The organism is Pseudomonas sp. QL9 (assembly GCF_041409665.1).
In the GTDB taxonomy this organism is placed as follows: Bacteria; Pseudomonadota; Gammaproteobacteria; order Pseudomonadales; family Pseudomonadaceae; genus Pseudomonas; species Pseudomonas knackmussii.
The window spans coordinates 3,033,290-3,053,017 of the sequence record NZ_CP166971.1 but is presented as its reverse complement, the minus strand read 5'-3'; the positions used below and the strand labels follow the sequence as shown (position 1 = coordinate 3,053,017).

Annotated in this window: 16 protein-coding genes and 1 tRNA gene; all 17 read left to right on the top strand. The window is 57.7% G+C overall.

The features are described from left to right. Window positions 1-53 precede the first annotated feature (53 nt). Window positions 54-1,277: a methyltransferase gene (locus ACA097_RS14375; protein ID WP_201752526.1), complete on the top strand. Its 1,224-nt coding sequence runs from the start codon at window positions 54-56 to the stop codon at window positions 1,275-1,277. Between the two features lie 404 nt (window positions 1,278-1,681). Continuing rightward, window positions 1,682-2,152, top strand: a complete 471-nt coding sequence (locus ACA097_RS14370; protein WP_371364075.1) for a MarR family winged helix-turn-helix transcriptional regulator — start codon at window positions 1,682-1,684, stop codon at window positions 2,150-2,152. 3 nt (window positions 2,153-2,155) lie between these two features. Continuing rightward, window positions 2,156-3,637 (top strand): efflux transporter outer membrane subunit, encoded by a 1,482-nt coding sequence (locus tag ACA097_RS14365; protein ID WP_371364073.1) that lies wholly within the window; start codon window positions 2,156-2,158, stop codon window positions 3,635-3,637. 12 nt (window positions 3,638-3,649) lie between these two features. Further along, a complete protein-coding gene (locus ACA097_RS14360; protein WP_160288676.1) occupies window positions 3,650-4,837 on the top strand; it encodes an efflux RND transporter periplasmic adaptor subunit in 1,188 nt (395 codons plus the stop codon). 13 nt (window positions 4,838-4,850) lie between these two features. Continuing rightward, window positions 4,851-6,386 (top strand): DHA2 family efflux MFS transporter permease subunit, encoded by a 1,536-nt coding sequence (locus ACA097_RS14355; RefSeq protein WP_371364070.1) that lies wholly within the window; start codon window positions 4,851-4,853, stop codon window positions 6,384-6,386. 71 nt (window positions 6,387-6,457) lie between these two features. Next, a tRNA-Thr gene (locus ACA097_RS14350) sits at window positions 6,458-6,533 on the top strand. Between the two features lie 230 nt (window positions 6,534-6,763). Then, complete coding sequence (locus ACA097_RS14345) at window positions 6,764-8,203, top strand: mannose-1-phosphate guanylyltransferase/mannose-6-phosphate isomerase (RefSeq protein ID WP_371364068.1); 1,440 nt, start codon at window positions 6,764-6,766, stop codon at window positions 8,201-8,203. Continuing rightward, on the top strand, window positions 8,196-9,146 hold the full coding sequence (locus ACA097_RS14340) for a glycosyltransferase family 2 protein (RefSeq protein ID WP_371364066.1): 951 nt from the start codon (window positions 8,196-8,198) through the stop codon (window positions 9,144-9,146). The genes ACA097_RS14345 and ACA097_RS14340 overlap by 8 nt, the downstream gene beginning before the upstream one ends. Window position 9,147: 1 nt before the next feature. Beyond that, complete coding sequence (locus ACA097_RS14335) at window positions 9,148-11,583, top strand: glycosyltransferase (RefSeq protein WP_371364064.1); 2,436 nt, start codon at window positions 9,148-9,150, stop codon at window positions 11,581-11,583. After that, window positions 11,580-12,473, top strand: a complete 894-nt coding sequence (locus tag ACA097_RS14330; RefSeq protein WP_371364062.1) for an NAD-dependent epimerase/dehydratase family protein — start codon at window positions 11,580-11,582, stop codon at window positions 12,471-12,473. Before ACA097_RS14335 ends, ACA097_RS14330 begins: the two co-directional genes overlap by 4 nt. A 25-nt stretch (window positions 12,474-12,498) precedes the next feature. Beyond that, complete coding sequence (locus ACA097_RS14325) at window positions 12,499-13,644, top strand: glycosyltransferase (protein ID WP_371364060.1); 1,146 nt, start codon at window positions 12,499-12,501, stop codon at window positions 13,642-13,644. 73 nt (window positions 13,645-13,717) lie between these two features. Further along, window positions 13,718-14,470, top strand: a complete 753-nt coding sequence (locus ACA097_RS14320; protein ID WP_371370520.1) for an ABC transporter permease — start codon at window positions 13,718-13,720, stop codon at window positions 14,468-14,470. Window positions 14,471-14,534: 64 nt separating this feature from the next. Then, on the top strand, window positions 14,535-15,839 hold the full coding sequence (locus ACA097_RS14315) for an ABC transporter ATP-binding protein (protein WP_371364058.1): 1,305 nt from the start codon (window positions 14,535-14,537) through the stop codon (window positions 15,837-15,839). Window positions 15,840-15,847: 8 nt separating this feature from the next. Then, complete coding sequence (locus ACA097_RS14310; RefSeq protein ID WP_371364056.1) at window positions 15,848-16,771, top strand: glycosyltransferase family 2 protein; 924 nt, start codon at window positions 15,848-15,850, stop codon at window positions 16,769-16,771. 9 nt (window positions 16,772-16,780) lie between these two features. Beyond that, a complete protein-coding gene (gmd, locus tag ACA097_RS14305; protein WP_371370519.1) occupies window positions 16,781-17,866 on the top strand; it encodes a GDP-mannose 4,6-dehydratase in 1,086 nt (361 codons plus the stop codon). Between the two features lie 8 nt (window positions 17,867-17,874). After that, window positions 17,875-18,834 (top strand): GDP-L-fucose synthase family protein, encoded by a 960-nt coding sequence (locus ACA097_RS14300; protein ID WP_371364054.1) that lies wholly within the window; start codon window positions 17,875-17,877, stop codon window positions 18,832-18,834. 1 nt (window position 18,835) lies between these two features. Beyond that, on the top strand, window positions 18,836-19,597 hold the full coding sequence (locus ACA097_RS14295; protein ID WP_371364052.1) for a glycosyltransferase: 762 nt from the start codon (window positions 18,836-18,838) through the stop codon (window positions 19,595-19,597). Window positions 19,598-19,728 lie beyond the last annotated feature (131 nt).

Below are 19,728 nucleotides of genomic sequence, written 5' to 3'. Positions count from 1 at the left end.
CGGCGGTGGCGCCGCTATAATCGCCGCCCCGCCGCTTCCCTCCAGCACCTGCCGTGGCCGAACCGACAATCCCCTGCCTGACGGGCGACGCCCTGCTCCAGCGCTTCGAAGCGCTGGATGGGTTCCTGCTCGCCCATCAGCAGCTCTGGCGGCCGAAGCCCTTCACCGAGCTGACGCTGCCCTGGGAAGCCGAACATCCCGCGCTGGCCGCCTGGCTGCGCCGGCGCAGCCTCGAAGAGGCGGATGCCGCGCACAACCATCCGCAGCATCTACCCGCGCCCGCACCTTTCCCGGAACTGGCAGCCCAGGCTGCGCGCCTGGCGGAAGTCGGCGCGTTGCCCGAGCAGCCCCTGCCGAAGCTGCCAGCGCAATTCCAGGTCGACGTGCCCGGGCGCAAGTGGCAGCAGATCGAAGCCTTCGCCAGCCGCCTGAACTTCTCCACGCCGCCGGTGCAGTGGCTCGACTGGTGCGCCGGCAAAGGGCACCTGGGACGCCTGCTGGCCCACGGCGGAGAAGCGCTGCTGAGCCTCGAGCGCGATCTCGCGCTGGTCAACGATGGCCAGCGCATGAGCGATCGCCTCGGCCTGCGCGCCATGCACGTCGAGCAGGACGTCCTGGCCGAAGGCGCCAGCCGCTACCTGCAACCCGGGCAGACCGCCGTGGCCTTGCACGCCTGCGGCGACCTGCATGTCACCCTGCTGCGCCAGGCCGCCGGCCGAAACTGCCGTCAACTGGCGGTGGCACCCTGCTGCTACAACCGGATCACCACCGAAGACTATCAGCCGTTATCCACAAGCGCCGGCGCCTCGGCACTGCGATTGAACCAGGACGACCTGCGGCTGCCCCTCACCGAAACCGTCACCGCCGGCTCCCGCGTGCGGCGCCAGCGCGACGCCTCCATGGCGCGGCGTCTGGCTTTCGATCTGCTGCAGCGGGAACTGCGCGGTGAGGACAGCTATCTGCCCGTGCCCTCCGTGGCACCGGACTGGCTGCACAAACCCTTCGCCGACTACTGCCGCGACCTGGCTGCCCTGAAGGGCTTGCCGACGCCGAGCGAACGCGACTGGGCCGCCCTCGAGGCGCGAGGCCGTCAGCGCCTGGCCGAAGTGCGCAACCTGGAACTGCTGCGCGGGCTTTTCCGCCGCCCGCTGGAACTCTGGCTGCTGCTGGACCGTGCGCTGTTCCTCGACGAACAGGGCTATCGCGTGCGTTTAGGCGCCTTCTGCTCAGCAAGCCTCACCCCGCGCAACCTGCTGATCATCGCCGAGCGCGCCTAGTACAAGCGTTCCAAAACGTCACCCACAAAAGCTGTGGATAACTCTGTTGAGAAAAACGGGATATCGCTTGCCGAAGCCCGTCCTCACGCCCCTCCGCTTGACCTGCTCATTTTTTGAGCGCTAAAAAATAAATCCTTTAAAAACAATCGGTTATCTATTATTGCGAAGTCAGTCAAGATTTTCCGGCAATAGCCGGGCGTGCTCGCCCCAGGCTTGTGCATAAGCCCCGAAATCGCTCGCCTCCACGCACATCGAACGAGCACCCTGGCGTTTCGCCAGCGGATCGAAGAGGCGCAAAAGGAATTTATTGTTGCTCACTTGCAACAATCAGCTATTTGCCAATAGCTGCCTGGGCAGTATTATTTCGAAACACATTAGCTGCCTAGACAGTAATTAGCCTTGCCATGGATCACTATCGTGCTTCGGACTTCCCATTCAAGGGGTCTATCGGCCAACTGCTCGCCTACGCCGCGATCCTGAAGGACCGCCTGCTGGACAAGTACCTGGCACACCTGGACATCACCGCCGCGCAATTCAAGGTGCTGTTCTTCGTCGGTCACAACCGTGCCAATACGCCGGCCGAGCTGTGCCGCGAGCTCTCCATCGACAGTGGCTCGATGACCCGCATGCTCGACCGCCTGGAAAAGAAAGAGCTGCTGCTGCGCAACCCATGCCCCAACGACCGCCGCAGCGTGCGCCTGCGCCTCAGCCCAGCCGGCGAGGCAGTGAATGCCGAGGCGCCGCAGATCGCTTCCCAGGCGATGAATGAGTTGGTCGGCTGCCTTTCCAGCGAGGAACTGCAGACCTTGACCCACCTGCTCGACAAGATCCTGCGCAGTCATGACGCCGCGACCTGCGCGGCGCAGGAGAACTGAACCATGTCCGCCCTTCGCCCCCAAGGCCGCGCCTATGCGCTGGCCATGCTGAGCGCCGTGGCCCTCACCGGTTGCGTCAGCTCCGCGGGCCTCGCGCCCAGCGGCAAGACCCTCGACCCTGCGCACCTGCAGGCCGGCCGTAGCCTCGACGGCACTCCGCTGTCCAGCGCCGCCTGGCCGCGCCAGGACTGGTGGTCGAGCCTGGGTGATCCGCAGCTCGACAGCCTGATCGGCGAAGCCCTGAAAGGCACCCCGGACCTGCAGATCGCCGATGCCCGCGCTCGCCAGGCCGCCGCCGCCGCCAACGCCGCCGACGCCGAACGCATGCCGACGCTGAACGCCAAGGCCAGCTACGCCGGCATCCGTGCACCGACCAGCGTCGTCCCGTCGCCCATCGGCGGACACTACGCGGCAGTGAAGTACGGTGCGCTCAGCTTCAACTACGACCTGGATCTCTGGGGCGGCCAACGCGCCGCCTGGGAAGCCGCGCTCGGCCAGGCCAATGCCGCCGAGGTGGATCGCCAGGCAGCCGTCATCAACCTGTCCGCCAACGTAGCCCGGGCCTACAGCGAGCTCGGCCACGCCTTTATCGTTCGCGACCTGGCCAAGGACGAACTGGACCGCTCGCAGCGCCTCTTCGAGCTGAGCAAGAAGCGCATGGATGCGGGCCTGGACAGCAAGGTGCAGCTGCAACAGACCCAGACCCAGGTCGCCAGCGCCCGTGAACAACTGGCCGCCGCCGAGCAGCAGATCGCCAGCGATCGCATCTCGCTGGCCGTGCTCCTTGGCCAGGGCCCCGACCGCGGGCTGCAACTGCAACGCCCACGCGCACTGCAAGCCAACGCCCTTAGCCTGCCGTCGAACTTGCCCGCCGAACTGCTCGGCCGGCGCCCGGACATAGTCGCGGCACGCTGGCGTGTGGAAGCTGCGAACAAGGACATCCAGTCGGCGAAGACGCAGTTCTATCCGAACATCAACCTGGGCGCGATGATCGGCCTGGCCAGCATGCACAGCAGCGACTTGCTATCAGCGCCGAGCCGCTTCTACCAGATCGCCCCGGCCATTTCCCTGCCGCTGTTCGACGGCGGCCGCCTGCGCGCCAACCTGGCGGGCAAGGACGCCGACTACGACCTGGCCGTCGCGCAGTACAACAAGACCCTGGTCAGCGCCCTCGGCGAGGTCAGCGACGACCTCAGCCAGCTGCGCTCCCTGGAGCAGCGCCTGGTCGACCAGCGCGAGGCGCGCGACATCGCCAAGTCCAACTTCGAACTGGCCATGCGTCGCTACGGCGAAGGCGTGGGCAACTACCTGGACGCCCTGAGCGTGCAGCAGCAGTTGCTCGTCGCCGAGCGCGAACTGGCCAACCTGGATGCCCAACGCATCGACCTGTCGGTACAACTGGTACAGGCCCTTGGCGGCGGTTTCCAGACCGACGCCACCCCTTCCGCCCCGCTCGCCCAGGCGGGCGCAGCTGCCGTGCACTAAGAGGCAACCGCCATGACCACCGACACCCAAGAAACCACCGGCGGCAATCCCCAGCGCAAGCGCTGGCTGCTGATCCTGACCGTCGTCGTCATCCTCGCCGGCATCGCGGCCGCCGCCTGGGAGCTCCTCTACGGCCGCTGGCACGAAGACACCGATGACGCCTACGTAAACGGCAACGTCGTGCAGATCACCCCGCAGATCACCGGCACCGTGGTCAGCATCGGCGCCGACGACGGCGACCTGGTGCAGAAAGGCCAGGTGCTGGTGAAATTCGACCCCAGCGACGCCGACGTCGCCCTGCAGCAGGCCGAAGCCAACCTCGCCCGCAGCGTCCGCCAGGTGCGCGGGCTGTACAGCAACGTCGACGGCTACAAGGCCGACGTGGCGGCGAAGAAGGTCGCCCTGGCCAAGGCCGAGGCGGACTTCAAGCGCCGCCAGAACCTCGCCAACGACGGCGCCATCTCCCAGGAAGAGCTGGCCCATGCCCGTGATGCCCTGGACACCGCGCGCAGTTCCCTGACCAGCTCCGAACAGCAGCTCGACACCAGCCGGGCACTGGTCGACGACACCGTCATTTCCTCCCACCCGGACGTCAAGGCGGCCGCCGCCAAGCTGCGCCAGGCCTACCTCGACGACGCCCGCGCGGTGATAGTCGCGCCGGTCACCGGCTACGTCGCCAAGCGCACCGTGCAGGTCGGCCAGCGTGTGCAACCGGGCGCCGCGCTGATGGCGGTGATTCCGCTGGACCAGGTGTGGATCGACGCCAACTTCAAGGAAACCCAGTTGCAGCACATGCGCATCGGCCAGCCGGTGGAGATCCGCTCCGACCTTTACGGCAGCTCGGTCCAGTACCAGGGCTCGGTGGAAAGCCTCGGCGTCGGCACCGGCAGCGCCTTCTCCCTGCTGCCGGCGCAGAACGCCACCGGCAACTGGATCAAGATCGTGCAACGCGTCCCGGTACGCATCCGCGTCGACGCCAAGCAACTCGAAGAACATCCGCTGCGTATCGGCCTATCGATGGACGTGAAGGTCGACCTGCACGACCAGAGCGGCCCGGCGCTGGCCCAACAATCGCCGCACGAGGCGGTGTTCTCCACCGACGTCTATCAGCAGCAACTGGCCTCGGCGGACCAGCTCATCGAGCAGCTGATCCACGCCAACATGGCCGACGGCCGCAGCCGCAGCACCGCCGCGCGCTAAGCCAGGAAGCATCATGAGCGAGAACAGCAACGGCGCCTTCAGCCCGCCCAGCCTGGTAATGGCCACCATCGGCCTGTCCCTGGCGACCTTCATGCAGGTGCTGGACACCACCATCGCCAACGTCGCCCTGCCGACCATCTCCGGCAACCTCGGGGTGAGCGCCGAGCAGGGCACCTGGGTGATCACCTCGTTCGCGGTGAGCAACGCCATCGCCCTGCCGCTCACCGGCTGGCTCAGCCGCAAGGTCGGCGAGGTGAGGCTGTTCATCGCGGCGACCATCCTCTTTGTGATCGCCTCGTTCCTCTGCGGCGTCGCGCAGCAGATGGGCATGCTGGTCGGCTTCCGTGCCCTGCAGGGCTTCGTCGCCGGGCCGCTGTACCCGATCACCCAGACCCTGCTGATCTCCATCTACCCACCAGCCAAACGCGGCATGGCCCTGGCGCTGCTGGCGATGGTCACGGTGGTGGCGCCCATCGCCGGGCCGATCCTCGGCGGCTGGATCACCGACAGCTACAGCTGGCCGTGGATCTTCTTCATCAACGTGCCCATCGGCCTGTTCGCCGCGATGGTGGTCTACCAGCAACTGAAGAAGCGCCCGGTGGTGATCAAGCACGCCCCCATGGACTACATGGGCCTGGCGATGCTGGTCATAGGCGTCGGCGCGCTGCAGATCGTGCTCGACAAGGGCAACGACCTGGATTGGTTCGAGTCGAATTTCATCGTCGGCGGCACCGTCGTCTCGGTCATCGCCCTGGCAGTCTTCGTAATCTGGGAGCTCACCGACAAGCACCCGATCGTCAACCTGCGCCTGTTCGTGCACCGCAACTTCACCTTCGGCACCCTGGCGCTGGTCGGCGGCTACGCGGCCTTCTTCGGCATGAACCTGCTGCTGCCGCAGTGGCTGCAGACGCAGATGGGCTACACCGCCACCTGGGCCGGCCTGGCCGCGGCGCCGATCGGCATCCTGCCGGTGTTCCTCTCGCCGCTGGTCGGACGCTACGCCAACAACTTCGACCTGCGCGTGCTGGCCGGGGTGGCCTTCCTGGTGATGTCGGCCAGCAGCTTCATGCGGGCCAGCTTCACGACCGACGTGGACTACTTGCACATCGCGCTGGTGCAAATGTTCATGGGCCTGGGCGTGGCCTTCTTCTTCATGCCGATCCTCAGCATCCTGCTCTCCGACCTGCCGCCGGACCAGATCGCCGACGGCTCGGGCCTGGCCACCTTCCTGCGCACCCTCGGCGGCAGCTTCGCAGCCTCGCTGACCACTTGGATCTGGAACCGCCGCGCCACCCAGCACCACGCCTACCTGACCGAGAACCTGAGCACCTTCGACCCGGCCACCTGCGACGCGCTGCACAACCTCGGCGGCAACAGCCAGCACGGCGCGGCAATGCTCGAGCGCATGGTGGAAAGCCAGGCCTACATGATCTCGACGGTGGACTACTTCACCCTGCTCGGCTGGACCTTCCTGGCCCTGCTGTTCGTGATCTGGATGGCCAAGCCCCCCTTCGGCGCCAAGCCAGGAGCCGCCGCCAGCGCCCACTGACCGATCAAAGGGACGCAGGAAAATCAGTGGTTTACACCGACAGGCACGCCGCTATAATGGCGACCCTCCTTGCCGGTATAGCTCAGCTGGTAGAGCAACTGACTTGTAATCAGTAGGTCCCGGGTTCGATTCCTGGTGCCGGCACCATCTTCAAAAGGCCTCGCAGCGATGCGGGGCTTTTTCTTTTCCTGCCGGGAACAAAACCTTGGCAACGTGGTCTTTTTCTCGCATTAATCCTTGCCAGTCGTGAATTGACCAACTGCACTATGACCCGCGCGCACGCTTGCGGTAATCTTCCGCACCCGCTGCGCCGGCTTTACATAGAGCACCCAGGCCACGCGAGGCAGGACAAGTAACCTACAAAGGACCTTTGATCGATGTTGATCCCGGTGATCATTTGCGGCGGCGCAGGCACTCGCCTGTGGCCAGTTTCGCGCGAGGCGCATCCCAAACCGTTCATGCCCCTCCCGGATGGGCAGAACCTGCTGCAGAAAACACTGCTGCGCGCCCTCGCCCTGGACAGCGTGTCGGAGGTCATGACGGTCACCAATCGCGAGCTCTTCTTCAAGACGGAAGACGAATACCGCGCACTCAAGGCAAACAACGGGAACTGCCTCAGCTATGTTCTGGAGCCGTTCGGCCGCAACACAGCTGCCGCCGTTCTCGCCGCAGCCATGCAACTGCAACAGACACACGGCCCCGACGCTCTCATGCTGGTCCTGCCGGCCGACCACCTGATCAAGAACACCGATGCTTTTGCCCAAGCCGTGGCCAATGCGGCCAAGCTGGCCAGCACCGGCTGGTTGGTCACCTTTGGCATCCAACCGCAGTACCCGGAAACCGGCTTCGGCTACATCGAAAGCGCTACCGGCACTCTCGATGGCGGCTTGCAAGTCAAACGCTTCGTCGAGAAGCCGAACCTCGAGAAAGCGCAGGAGTACCTGGCAGCAGGCAACTACTTCTGGAACTCGGGCATGTTCTGCTTCCGCGTCGGCACGCTGGTCGATGAAATGGAGGCCAATGCCCCGGACGTCAGCGAAGCGGTAGCCGCCACCATTGCCGCATCCCGCCTGACCGAGGCCAAAGCCCACCGCTGCCTGTCGCTGGATGCGGAACTGTTCGCGAATGTTCCGGACATCTCCATCGACTACGCCCTGATGGAGCGCTCGAACAAGGTCGCCACCGTCCCCTGCGACCTGGGCTGGAGCGACATCGGCTCGTGGAATGCCCTGAGTGAGCTGACAGCCGAAGACAGCAACGGCAACCGCTTCGAAGGCGAAGTACTTTCCCACGGCGCGCACAACAACTACGTGCAAAGCCCGGAGCGGCTGGCCGCGCTGGTAGGCGTACAGAACCTGATCGTGGTCGACACCCCCGACGCCTTGCTGATCGCACATAAAGAGCACACGCAAGACGTCAAGCAGATCGTCAGCCAGCTCAAGAAGAATGGTCACAGCGCACACTTGCTGCACAGGACCGTTCACCGCCCCTGGGGTACCTACACCACCCTGGAAGAAGGCCATCGCTTCAAGATCAAGCGCATCGTGGTCAAGCCCGGCGCCTCGCTTTCGCTGCAAATGCACCACCACCGCAGCGAGCACTGGATTGTCGTAACCGGTATGGCAAAGGTCGTGAACGGCGAGAAAAGCATGCTACTCAACAGTAACGAGTCCACTTTCATTCCTGCCGGCCATCAGCATCGATTGGAAAATCCCGGCGTTATCGACCTGGTACTCATCGAAGTACAAAGCGGTGATTATCTGGGCGAGGACGACATCGTCCGCCTGAGCGACAAATATGGGCGAATAGATGTCTGAGGCCACCAAGAACGCGATTCGATTCAGCATTATCGTCCCAACCTATAACTCCGCGGCGACGCTCTTGCTGACACTCGAATCGATCCGCGATCAGCAATGGCCTAACACGGAAGTGCTTGTTATTGACGGCGCATCCAAGGATCGGACGCTCGAGATCGTAAAATCCTTTCACGGACACGGGCTGGAATTGGTTGTTGTCAGTGAGCCAGACAAAGGCATCTACGACGCCATCAACAAGGGTATCGCTCGTGCCAGTGGCGACCTGATTTGCGTCATCGGATCAGATGACCGGCTCGCGGCTGGCGCCTTGCGCGCAGTCAGCAATGCCTGGCTCGCCAATCGTTCGGATATCGTAGCCGGCGAAGCATTGCTGGAGTCTCCAGACGGGACCTCCAGCAAACGCGTAGACGAGAAATATGGCCCTGGCGCCTTGGTTAGTGGCATACCGTTCTGCCACAACAGCATGTACGTCACTCCCGACGCCTACAAGAGGGTCGGTGGGTACAACCTGAACTACAAGATCTGTGCTGACGCCGAGTGGACCCATCGCTCCATTAGTGCCGGTTGCACCTGCACTCGCATCGATCAGGTGCTGGTGCACTTCAGCTTGAGCGGAACGTCGTCAAGCAATGATGATCTGATCATGGCGGAAACCTATTCCGTTATTGCCGGCAACTTCCCCGGCCTATCCATCGAAGACGCCGAAATTTTGTTCAAGGCGGTTAGACGATGGACAGACGACCGTCAGACTCTCGCTGTTCTGGGCAGACATCCCTCAAATGAGGCTCTAGCCGAAGCGGTTGAGACCGGTTTGCGCCCTGTTTCAACGCTGAAGATCAGTGACGCACTGGTCGCGACACCGGTATGCGTCAACACCTCCTTGACTGCAAGGGCGCTACGAAAAATCCTGCGCCTTTTCCGCTCTCGTTTTGCTAGCAACTAAAATGTCGATTTCATTCATTATCCCAGCGTACAACTCTCAGGCCAGTCTTGGGAAATGCCTAGATTCCATTTTGCGTCAGCCCTATGACGACTATGAAGTCATCGTCGTCAACGACGGGTCAACTGACGATACACAGAAGATTATCGAGCAGTACCAAAGTCTTGATCACCGAGTAACCTGCCTCGTCCAAGAAAATGCTGGCCAGGGCGCTGCACGAGCAAACGGCCTTGCCAAGGCGACTGGTGACTACGTCTGGTTTGTAGACAGTGACGACTGGCTGCTTCCCAGTGTGTTGCCTCGCATCAGCAGAATATTGGGGCAAGAAGACCCTGATGTACTTCTGGCGAACTTCGAATTTGCATTTGATGACCAAGCATCTGCGCCATCCAGCCTGGTTCCACCGCATCTTGCAGGTAAAAACATCTCCCCAACAGAAGATGCTGGAACCTTCGCTGCAGTTTCTTGCTGGAACACTCCCCCGTGGCGGCTGATCTCTCGTAGACGGCATCTGCTAGAGAACGGAATCACGTTCGCCAAGGGTGTCTTCTATGAAGACCACCCGTTCGCCATCCACTTGATGCTGACGGCCAAGCGTGTTTACGTCGATCCCAGTATTTCCTACGCGTACTATCAGCGCGCCACTTCAACCACCAAAACGAACGATCAGAAGGCATTCGACTTCCTGACCGTGCGAAACATTTGCCTCGATCTGTTTAAGCGCTTCGACCAGTATAAAACTCTCGCGCCAATAGTTGCAGGCTACATTCTTCCTGCTAACTTCTTCTCGTCACATGTGTCCGAACCCTATCAGCAAGAGTTCATTCAGCGGCTACACGACGATATGCGGCCCGGGGATTTCGAGTTCGCCGAAGAACATGGTGACTGGACTATTAAGCTGTTCGCCAAGGCCGTCCGCAGCATGGACCCGGCGATCATCAATCGCACGCTAAATGCCCAGCGTATTCGCGCGAAGTACAGCCGCGCCGGCGCGCAACGTTTCATCAAGCGAGCCCGCAACGTGATCATTCGTCGCGTCGTGGCGAAGCTAATGCATCTCAAGCAGCTAATGCTAAACCCAATGCGCCATGTGGGCGTTGACTCCAATGGTCATCGTTTCCTGAGGGCCGGCCTTGGCACGCGCGTAGAACCAATCTATATCGACGTTCGTGTAGCAATCGAAAACCGACCCTATGTCACCGTCGGCGAGTACAGCCACATCGGCGGCACATACGTATTCGAGCGCGGAGTTGGCTCCGTCACTATTGGAGACAAGAGTTCTATTGGCAGCGGCTGCAAGTTCATTTGCGCCCAAGAGGGTGGCATACATGTTGGCAATAACGTGATGCTTTCTTGGGACTGCACAATTATGGACTCCAACGCGCACTCCCTTGATCCTGACATTCGTGCCAACGATGCATACGATTGGAAGGCAGGTGTCGATGCAGGCCGGATGGGCGCATACAAAGATTGGTCGCAAGTGGCGTCAGCACCAATCCATATCGAGGACAATGTTTGGATTGGCTTCGAGTGCGCCATCCTCAAAGGCGTGCGCATCGGCAAAGGCGCGGTCATTGGCGCCCGCTCGATGGTTACTCGCGATGTAGCGCCCTACTGCGTATTCGCAGGCTCTCCTGCACGCTTTGTCAGCTACGTACCCAAAGAGCGCTGGACTTGGGAGGAAATAATTCACGCCTCTCAAGGAAACCCTGCAATGGACACCGTATTGCGTGACTCCTATCTACATCATGACCTGATGGATTCTCTACGTCGCTTCATGGCCACGGAAGAATTCAAACTAACTCTTGCCGAATTCAAAAATGCAACACCAAACGCCAGATCAATTCTGGATATTGGCGGCGCTGGCGGTGTCATGGCTATTGCTTTCGCCCTAGCAGGATATGAGGTCACCCTCGCAGAACCCTCATCTGATGACATCGTCGGAACTGGCGCAGCTTATAAGCTACTGGAGCTTGCGACCAAGGAGTTCGATGTATCGCTAACCGACCGCGTGCGTATCCAGCGGACGACAGTTGAAAGACTCAATGCAACTGAGCGCTACGACATTGTCTATTGCCGCCAGGTCGTACACCATTTCAGGGATCCGGTTGCCGCCCTGCAGAAAATTCATAGCCTGATGAACGATAACGGTGTCGCTTTCTTTGTTCGAGAACACGTAGTGTTCGATGATGCGGATATGGAGTTTTTCCTCACAAACCATCCGTTCCACCGTTACACCCATGGCGAAAATGCGTACAGAAGCGAGCAGTACTGCGAGTTCATCGATAAAGCAGGCATGTCATTGATCAAGGAGTACAAATTCGCTGAAACACCGATCAACTACTTCCCTCACTCAGAGCAAGCCGTTGCAGCCATTAGTGAGCGCGAAGTCGCAGGCCGCCCCTATACCTACATAGCTCAGAAGAAGATCGCGGCATGAAAATTCTAGTTCTAGGTGCCAGCGGCTTCATAGGCCGACATATCTCCGCTCTGCTTAATCAACTGGGGCACGAGATCATCTGTGCGGACATCCCCCACAGGGAGAATGGTGACTATCTTTTGATAGACCCCCAAAACCCCGATTTTGAGACGCTTTTCCGCACAGCAAAGGTTGAAGCCTGCATCAACTGCACTGGCGCTGCAAGCGTGCCTGATTCGTTTACCAACCCATTGCATGACTACACCCTGAACACTCTTCGTATTGCTCAAATTTTAGAGGCAATTCGTAAAGTTTCAGCCGAAACTAAGTTCGTTCATTTCTCTAGCGCCGCGGTCTATGGCAACCCTTCAAGCACACTACCGATCACAGAAAGTACCGAACTAAAGCCGCTTTCGCCATATGGCTGGCATAAGCGCAGTGCTGAAGAGATTTGCCAGGAATATGCTCGACTATTCGGCATACAGAGCATTTCGTTAAGAATATTCTCTGCATATGGCCCACACCTAAGAAAGCAGCTTTTCTGGGACCTTTACCAAAAGGCACTGCACCAGCCGAGGGTCGAGCTTTTTGGCACTGGCAAGGAGACTCGCGACTTTATTTATGTCGCTGATATCGCCCATGCGCTGCATGCACTACTCCTATTTGGAGACTTCGATGGAAGAGCAGCGAATGTCGCCAGCGGAACAGCATCTACTATTACCACGGCCGCCCATCTCTTTCTTGAGGCACTCGACATTAGAAAGGAAGTTCTCTTCACTGGAACTGAGCGCACCGGTGACCCTGCTTATTGGCAGGCAGACATCTCCTACCTAAAGAGTCTTGGCTTTACTCCCCAGTTCGAGCTTCAGAGCGGCCTTGGCCACGTCGCCGATTGGCTGAAATCACTCTGACCCACAGTATCTTCGGAGAAAAGCTTTGAAACGTCCCGTTATTGGAATTCCTTTCAACTACGACGAAGGCTGGATTGGTGGAACTTATTACGTAAAGAACCTTGTAAGCTCCCTTAATCTCATTCCTACTGCCAAACAACCGGACGTCTGGATCATCAGTCACTCGGAAGCATCCTTCGAATTTATCAAGCAAGGAACGGGGTATCCACGCCTCCACTGGATAAAACCAGCAATGATCCATGGCATCGACGGGGGGATATCGAGAAAGATAAAAATACTTTCCTGGCTAACTCCCCGATTCTGGAAAAAGAAGCTTAGCTTCGATCTTATTTTCCCGTACCCGATCGATACTAAGCTGCAGCAAACTGCCTGCTGGATTCCTGACTTTCAAGACAAGCACCTACCAAATTTCTTTAGCGCTGATGAATTAAAAGCCCGCGAAGCCCAACACCGCTCTTACTTCAACAACTTTCGGCACATTGTATTTAGCAGTAACGCCGCCAAGAATGACTTCGAAAATTTCTACCCCGAGGCAAACGTCAACAAGCATGTTGTTCGCTTCGCCACCTTTGAACCAATGCAAACCAATGGCAATGGCGATGAGGTAATCGAACGTTATGGGCTCCCGAAACAATTTTTCTACTGTCCGAACCAATTCTGGATCCACAAGAACCATGAAGCGGTAATCAACGCAGTAAAACTTCTGAAGGATAAGAGTATTGAAGTTGTCGTTGCCTTCTCTGGCAAAGAGCACGACCATCGTGCTCCAGACCACTCCGAAAAACTTCGAAACAAGGTTGCGGAACTGGGGCTGACAAACAATGTGCGCTTCCTTGGTTTCATCCCTCGTGAAGATCAGATGATCATCTTTCGGAGAGCAGCCTGCATCGTCCAACCCTCCTTATTTGAAGGCTGGTCGACAGTGATCGAAGACGCCAAGTCTGTTTCGCAGTATGTGATTGCGTCCAGTCTGCCAGCCAACATCGAGCAAGCCCAAGAGAACATCGAGTTCTTCGAGGCCAACGACCACCTGGCACTGGCTGCTCTGCTCGAAAAACATGCAGTAAATCCGCCCGCACGCAAGGCGCTTAATTACGAAAAATATCAGCAGGAGTTCGCCGACTCGTTTATGGGTGTCGTCTACTCCGTCATGAACACCCAAAAATCCTAAGGGCCAGATCGTGGGTACAGGACTCGTCAGCGGCATTCGCTCAATCGTCGTCAACCGAGGGCTAATCTTCCAGATGACCCGTCGCGACATATCCATGCGCTACAAGAATTCGTTCCTAGGCAGTCTTTGGATGATCGGCCAACCGCTACTCCAGCTGCTGTTATATGGGTTCGTGTTTCAAGTAGTACTACGCTCGCGCTGGGGCATTCAGACTCCGGATGGAAAGGACGTTCCATTCGGCTTGCTTCTATTCTGTGGCATTCTGTTACACAGCCTACTCGCGGACACTCTCGTTCGTGCCCCATCGCTGATTGTCAGTAATACTTCGTATGTAAAGCGCGTCATCTTCCCGCTTGAGATCCTACCGCTAGTGAGCGCCGCTGGAACCGCAGTGGGCGTAATTTTTGGCATAGGCATACTTCTAGCAGCTACCCTTTACTACTCAGGGACCCTGCCGTACCAGATACTATTGCTACCCATTCCTCTGGCACTGCTGTTCGTGTTTACCGTGGGCATAGGCTGGCTGCTTTCAGCCGTTGGGGTGTTCTTCCGTGATCTGCCTCAGCTGACCAGCAGCCTGGCCACCATCATGCTGTTTACGGCACCTATTTGCTATCCAGCTGAAATGGTTCCACAGGCTTTCCGATGGCTGCTGAACATAAACCCACTCACAGTTCCAGTAGAAGCTGTCCGGACCCTCATGTTCTCGCACAACAAAGTCGATTGGCCAGCACTGGGAGCCTACGCAATCATTACTACCGTCGTTGCCGCCCTGGGCTACGTTGTCTTCCATAGAATGCGCTCAGGATTTGCCGATGTGCTCTGACTTCGCAATTAGTATCGATAACATTTCGAAGCAATACGACCTATACAAGAGCCCTCTGCAACGAATGAGGGGACTGCTGCTCGGTCACGGGAAGAATCACGAAACGTTCCGCGCTCTGCAGCCTCTTTCACTGAAAATCCGCCGCGGCAGTTTCTTTGGCATAATCGGGCAGAATGGTAGCGGTAAGTCCACACTGCTCCAGATCATCAGCGGTATCCTCCAACCCACCACGGGACACGTCACCGTACACGGCCGCATCGCGGCGCTGCTCGAGTTGGGTGCAGGCTTCAATCCGGAGTTCACGGGGCGCGAAAATGCCAGGCTGAATGCCCAGATCCTAGGCGTGTCTGGCAAAGACTTCGATAGAATCCTGCCGGAGATCGAGTCCTTCGCAGATATCGGCAAGTTCATTGACTCACCAGTCAAGACCTATTCCAGTGGGATGTTCGTGCGTCTTGCCTTCGCCGTGCAGGCCTGCATCGATCCGGATGTCCTGATCGTCGATGAAGCGCTGGCCGTGGGTGACATCTTCTTCCGACTCAAGTGCTATGAGCGGCTGGAGCGCCTTCGCCAAAGAGGCTGCACCGTGATTCTGGTTACCCATAGCATGGACGACGTCATGCACTACTGTGACGATGTTCTCCTGCTCCATCACGGCAATGCGGTTTACCAAGGTGACGCGACCGAAGCGATCAATCGCTATTACGCACTAGGCCATATTAATGCCAAGAGGATGCTCAGCGACGACGCTCGACGTCTGAGTGAAGGCGCTTCGCACCTAGACGATACTCCGGATGACCTGAGCGACAAGCACTTCCATTGGCCCGAACAGAGCGGCGTCGACATGACGTCCAGAGAGCAAACCGGCGATGGTCTGGTTCAATGTATCCGCCTTGCGGTAACGGATGAGTTCGATGACACCCGCCAAGTATTCCGGCAATTTGAGAAGCTTCGGGTGTACGCTGAATTTATTGTTCATGAAAATCTGGAGACGCCTGTAATCGGCTTCGTGATCCGAACGGATCGAGGCGTTGTAATTCACGGCAAGAACTCCGGTCAATGCGGCACCCCAGTTCCCGGACGTCTAGCCAAGGGCAGCATCGTACGCGCCGCGTTTGACATACCGCTGGCCTTCGCATCAGGAGAGTATGTGCTGGATATCGGCTTCGCATCCTGGCCGAAGACGCTACACAAGAACATTGAAAACTCGACGATGGCGGAAATCGAGTCTACTTCAAAGCGCCACTGCGTGATCACCGGAGCGACCAGTTTCTCGATCATCCCGAAAGGCCATATGGGGTTCCAGGCACAGCCTTTCTATGGCGTGGCCGGCGTAGACTCTAGCGCCAGAATCTGCATGGAAAGCTGAGTTCGGCCATGACCCAACACCTTTCCTTCGGCACTCATGTGCGCCGAACCTTCGGAATCAAGCTTGGTGTCCTACATCAGGGGGGGACGTGCTACCAACTGAAGCAGGTGCCTATGAACGACGCTGAGCGCTGCAGGCCACCACAGCCACGGATATCCCTGGTAACGCCCTCGTTCAATCAGGGAAAGTTCATCGGCCAGACGATTCAGAGCGTTCTGACTCAGGAATACTCCAATCTGGAGTACATCGTTCAAGACAATCAGTCCAACGACGGAACTCTTGAGATTCTCAAAACGGTAACATCGCCAAACTTCAGCTTCCATATCGAAAAAGATACCGGCCAGGCCGATGCCATCAACAGAGGGTTCTCCCACTGCTCCGGAGAGATAATGGGATTCTTGAATTCCGATGACATCCTGCTACCTGGCGCTCTGGAGTATATAGCTCGTGTGTTCCAGGAGAATCCACAGGTCGACGCCGTCTATGGTAACCGCGTCCTGCTCGACACGCAGGACAATATCGTTGGACGTTGGGTTCTGCCCTATCACGATGGGGAGCTGCTCCGGCACATCGACTATGTACCGCAGGAAACACTGTTCTGGCGCCGCAGCCTCTGGGAACGTGTCGGCGGACGCCTTAATGATAAACTGGCGTTTGCACTCGACTGGGACCTGCTGCTGCGCTTCTTAGACGGCGGAGCCCGCTTCGTCCACGTACCTCGCTTTCTCGGTGGATTCCGCATTCACCAGGAGCAAAAAACCATTAGCGAGTATGCAAGCAAAGGGATTCACGAAATGAGACAGCTACGTCGCAATCATGCGCCGAACTCGCTCTCGAAAACACTAATGCCGCTCAGGCATTTCATCTTTCTGCTCAAGCATATCTATGCCGACAGACAACTTTCCACTTTTTTGAAAGCAGCAAGTAAGTAATTGGAGAACATCATGAAAGTAGCCCTGATCACGGGAGTCACTGGCCAAGACGGCGCTTATCTCGCTGAATTGCTGCTGAGTAAAGGATATGAGGTCCACGGTATTAAGCGTCGTACCTCGCTGTTCAACACCGATCGTATTGACCACCTCTACCAGGATCCACACGTCAAGAACCGGAATTTCATTCTCCATCATGGCGATTTGACTGACTCGACCAGCTTGATCCGCATCATTCAGCAAGTTCAACCTGACGAGATCTACAACCTCGCGGCTCAGTCCCACGTTGCCGTCAGCTTCGAAGAGCCTGAATACACCGCAAACTCCGACGCTCTAGGTGCTCTGCGCATCCTCGAGGCCATCCGAATTCTCGGACTCGAGAAAAAAACGCGCTTCTACCAAGCATCTACCTCCGAGTTGTATGGCCTGGTTCAGGAGATCCCGCAGCGCGAGACCACCCCATTCTACCCGCGCAGCCCCTATGCTGTTGCCAAACTCTATGCCTACTGGATCACTGTCAACTACCGTGAATCCTACGGTATGTATGCCTGCAACGGCATTCTGTTCAACCATGAATCCCCAATTCGTGGCGAGACCTTCGTGACTCGTAAGATCACCAGAGCTCTGGCCCGGATCAAGCTAGGCCTGCAGGACTGCCTATACTTGGGCAACATGGATGCTAAGCGTGACTGGGGTCATGCCCGCGACTACGTAGAAATGCAGTGGCTGATGCTGCAGCAGGAAAAGCCCGAAGACTTCGTAATCGCTACAGGGGTGCAGTATAGCGTTCGCGAATTCGTCAATGCCGCTGCTAAAGAACTCGACATCGCCATTACTTGGAAAGGCGAGGGTGTCGACGAGAAGGGTTTCGACGACAAGGGCAACTGCATCGTCGCCGTCGATCCGCGCTACTTCCGGCCAGCCGAAGTCGAGACCCTGTTGGGGGACGCCTCCAACGCAAAAAACAAGCTGGGCTGGACACCAAAGATTACCTTCGAGGAGCTGGTGGCCGAAATGGTCCGCGAAGACCTCAAGTCCGCCGAGCGCGACGAACTCGTCAAGCGACATGGCTACAGCGCATTCAACTATCACGAGTAATTAAAGTCATGCCACACACTGCGAAAGTCTATGTGGCGGGGCATCGCGGGATGGTGGGCTCTGCCATCCTGCGCGAGCTCCGGGAGCGCGGCTACGAGAATATCGTGACGCGGAGCCGTCAGGAGCTCGATCTCTGCGATCAGCAACAGGTCGAGCGCTTCTTCGCCGAAGAAAAGCCAGAGCAAGTCTACCTGGCAGCGGCAAAGGTAGGCGGTATTCATGCCAATAGCACTTATCCGGCAAGCTTCATCTATGAAAACCTCATGATTGAGTCGAACATCATCCATTCAGCATGGAAGCATGACGTAAAGCGGCTGTTGTTCCTTGGCTCCAGCTGTATCTACCCGCGCCTAGCAGCCCAGCCGATGAGTGAAGCAGCACTACTGACCGGCACCCTAGAAGCCACTAACGAGCCCTATGCGATAGCCAAGATTGCCGGCATCAAGCTATGCGAATCCTACAATCGCCAATATGGCACCGACTTCCGTAGCGTCATGCCCACCAACCTGTACGGTCCCGGTGACAACTACCATGGCGAAAACAGCCACGTGATTCCAGCGCTTATCCGGCGCTTCCACGAAGCCAAGTTGGCTAATGCACCGACCGTCAGCATCTGGGGGAGCGGCACACCACGCCGAGAGTTTCTCTACGTGGACGACATGGCCAAGGCGTCTATTCACGTAATGGAGCTCACGCTAGAAGCCTATCAGCGCATAACGCTACCGACACTTTCACACATCAACGTAGGGTATGGCTCGGATCTTAGCATCCTAGAGCTCGCTCACCTGATCGCAAAAACGGTAGGGTATGCAGGATCAATTGATGTGGACAGAGAAAAGCCTGATGGCACGCCGCAGAAGCTGATGAGTATTGACCGCCTGAAAGCGATGGGATGGGTTCCCAAAGTCACACTGGAAGAGGGCCTTAAACGGGCATACATCGACTTCCAAAATAGCGTGAGAACCTAATTTGAAAGCACCGCTAGTTACCGTTGCAGTCCCCTCTTTCAACCAAGGGAAGTATCTTGAGGCGGCCCTTTCTTCGATCTTTGAAAACAAGATCGAGATAGAAGTATTTGTTGCAGATGCTGCTTCATCTGATAGTTCGGTAGACATCATCAAGGCTTGGGCGCCCCGCCTTGCCGGATGGCGCAGCCATCCGGACGACGGCCAAGCCGCAGCAATCAATGAGTCCATTGCAAAGGGAAGTGCTCCTTACGTTTGCTGGCTGAACAGTGACGACTTATTTGTTCCTAGCGGCTTGGATAAGCTCGCGAAAGTCCTGGATTCAACGCCAACAGCTCCTTTTGCCTACGCAAAAGCATGGAATTTGAAAGACTCAGACCAAAGCAGGACTCCTGTATGGACCCAGGAGTTCAGCGAGCGAAACTTGGCATTGCGTTGTATTATTTCCCAGCCCGCTACACTCATTCGCCGAAGTGCTTGGGATGCTGTCGGCGGCCTCAATGCCTCCCTACATATGGCCATGGACTATGATCTTTGGTGGCGATTATATAAGCACGGCGGCCACCCAAAATACCTAGATGACTTCGCCGCCATCAATCGCGAGCATCACGAAACCAAAACGAACACGAAAAGGGCTGCCCACTACAGAGAGGCAATGGCCGTCGTAGCCGAACATTATGGAACAGTGCCCCTCAAGTGGTGGATATATCAACCATATTCCGTATGGTTCAAGACAATAAAAAACATTCTTGAAAGCCGAACATGAAATCATTACCCCACCAAACCTAAACCTTATAACTTTGTACATCCCCAGAAAATATGATACACGAAAAGCATTCAGACCCACTAAAGACGTGGGAGATTTAAGAACAGCCAACAGCAACCAAAACATTATAG

Excerpts from the sequence above, each read along its gene's own strand:
- ACA097_RS14370 (WP_371364075.1), top strand. The coding sequence starts at position 1,682 with ATGGATCACTATCGTGCTTCGGACTTCCCATTCAAGGGGTCTATCGGC.
- ACA097_RS14365 (WP_371364073.1), top strand. The coding sequence starts at position 2,156 with ATGTCCGCCCTTCGCCCCCAAGGCCGCGCCTATGCGCTGGCCATGCTG.
- ACA097_RS14360 (WP_160288676.1), top strand. The coding sequence starts at position 3,650 with ATGACCACCGACACCCAAGAAACCACCGGCGGCAATCCCCAGCGCAAG.
- ACA097_RS14355 (WP_371364070.1), top strand. The coding sequence starts at position 4,851 with ATGAGCGAGAACAGCAACGGCGCCTTCAGCCCGCCCAGCCTGGTAATG.
- ACA097_RS14345 (WP_371364068.1), top strand. The coding sequence starts at position 6,764 with ATGTTGATCCCGGTGATCATTTGCGGCGGCGCAGGCACTCGCCTGTGG.
- ACA097_RS14340 (WP_371364066.1), top strand. The coding sequence starts at position 8,196 with ATGTCTGAGGCCACCAAGAACGCGATTCGATTCAGCATTATCGTCCCA.
- ACA097_RS14335 (WP_371364064.1), top strand. The coding sequence starts at position 9,148 with ATGTCGATTTCATTCATTATCCCAGCGTACAACTCTCAGGCCAGTCTT.
- ACA097_RS14330 (WP_371364062.1), top strand. The coding sequence starts at position 11,580 with ATGAAAATTCTAGTTCTAGGTGCCAGCGGCTTCATAGGCCGACATATC.
- ACA097_RS14320 (WP_371370520.1), top strand. The coding sequence starts at position 13,718 with ATGACCCGTCGCGACATATCCATGCGCTACAAGAATTCGTTCCTAGGC.
- ACA097_RS14315 (WP_371364058.1), top strand. The coding sequence starts at position 14,535 with ATGAGGGGACTGCTGCTCGGTCACGGGAAGAATCACGAAACGTTCCGC.
- ACA097_RS14310 (WP_371364056.1), top strand. The coding sequence starts at position 15,848 with ATGACCCAACACCTTTCCTTCGGCACTCATGTGCGCCGAACCTTCGGA.
- ACA097_RS14300 (WP_371364054.1), top strand. The coding sequence starts at position 17,875 with ATGCCACACACTGCGAAAGTCTATGTGGCGGGGCATCGCGGGATGGTG.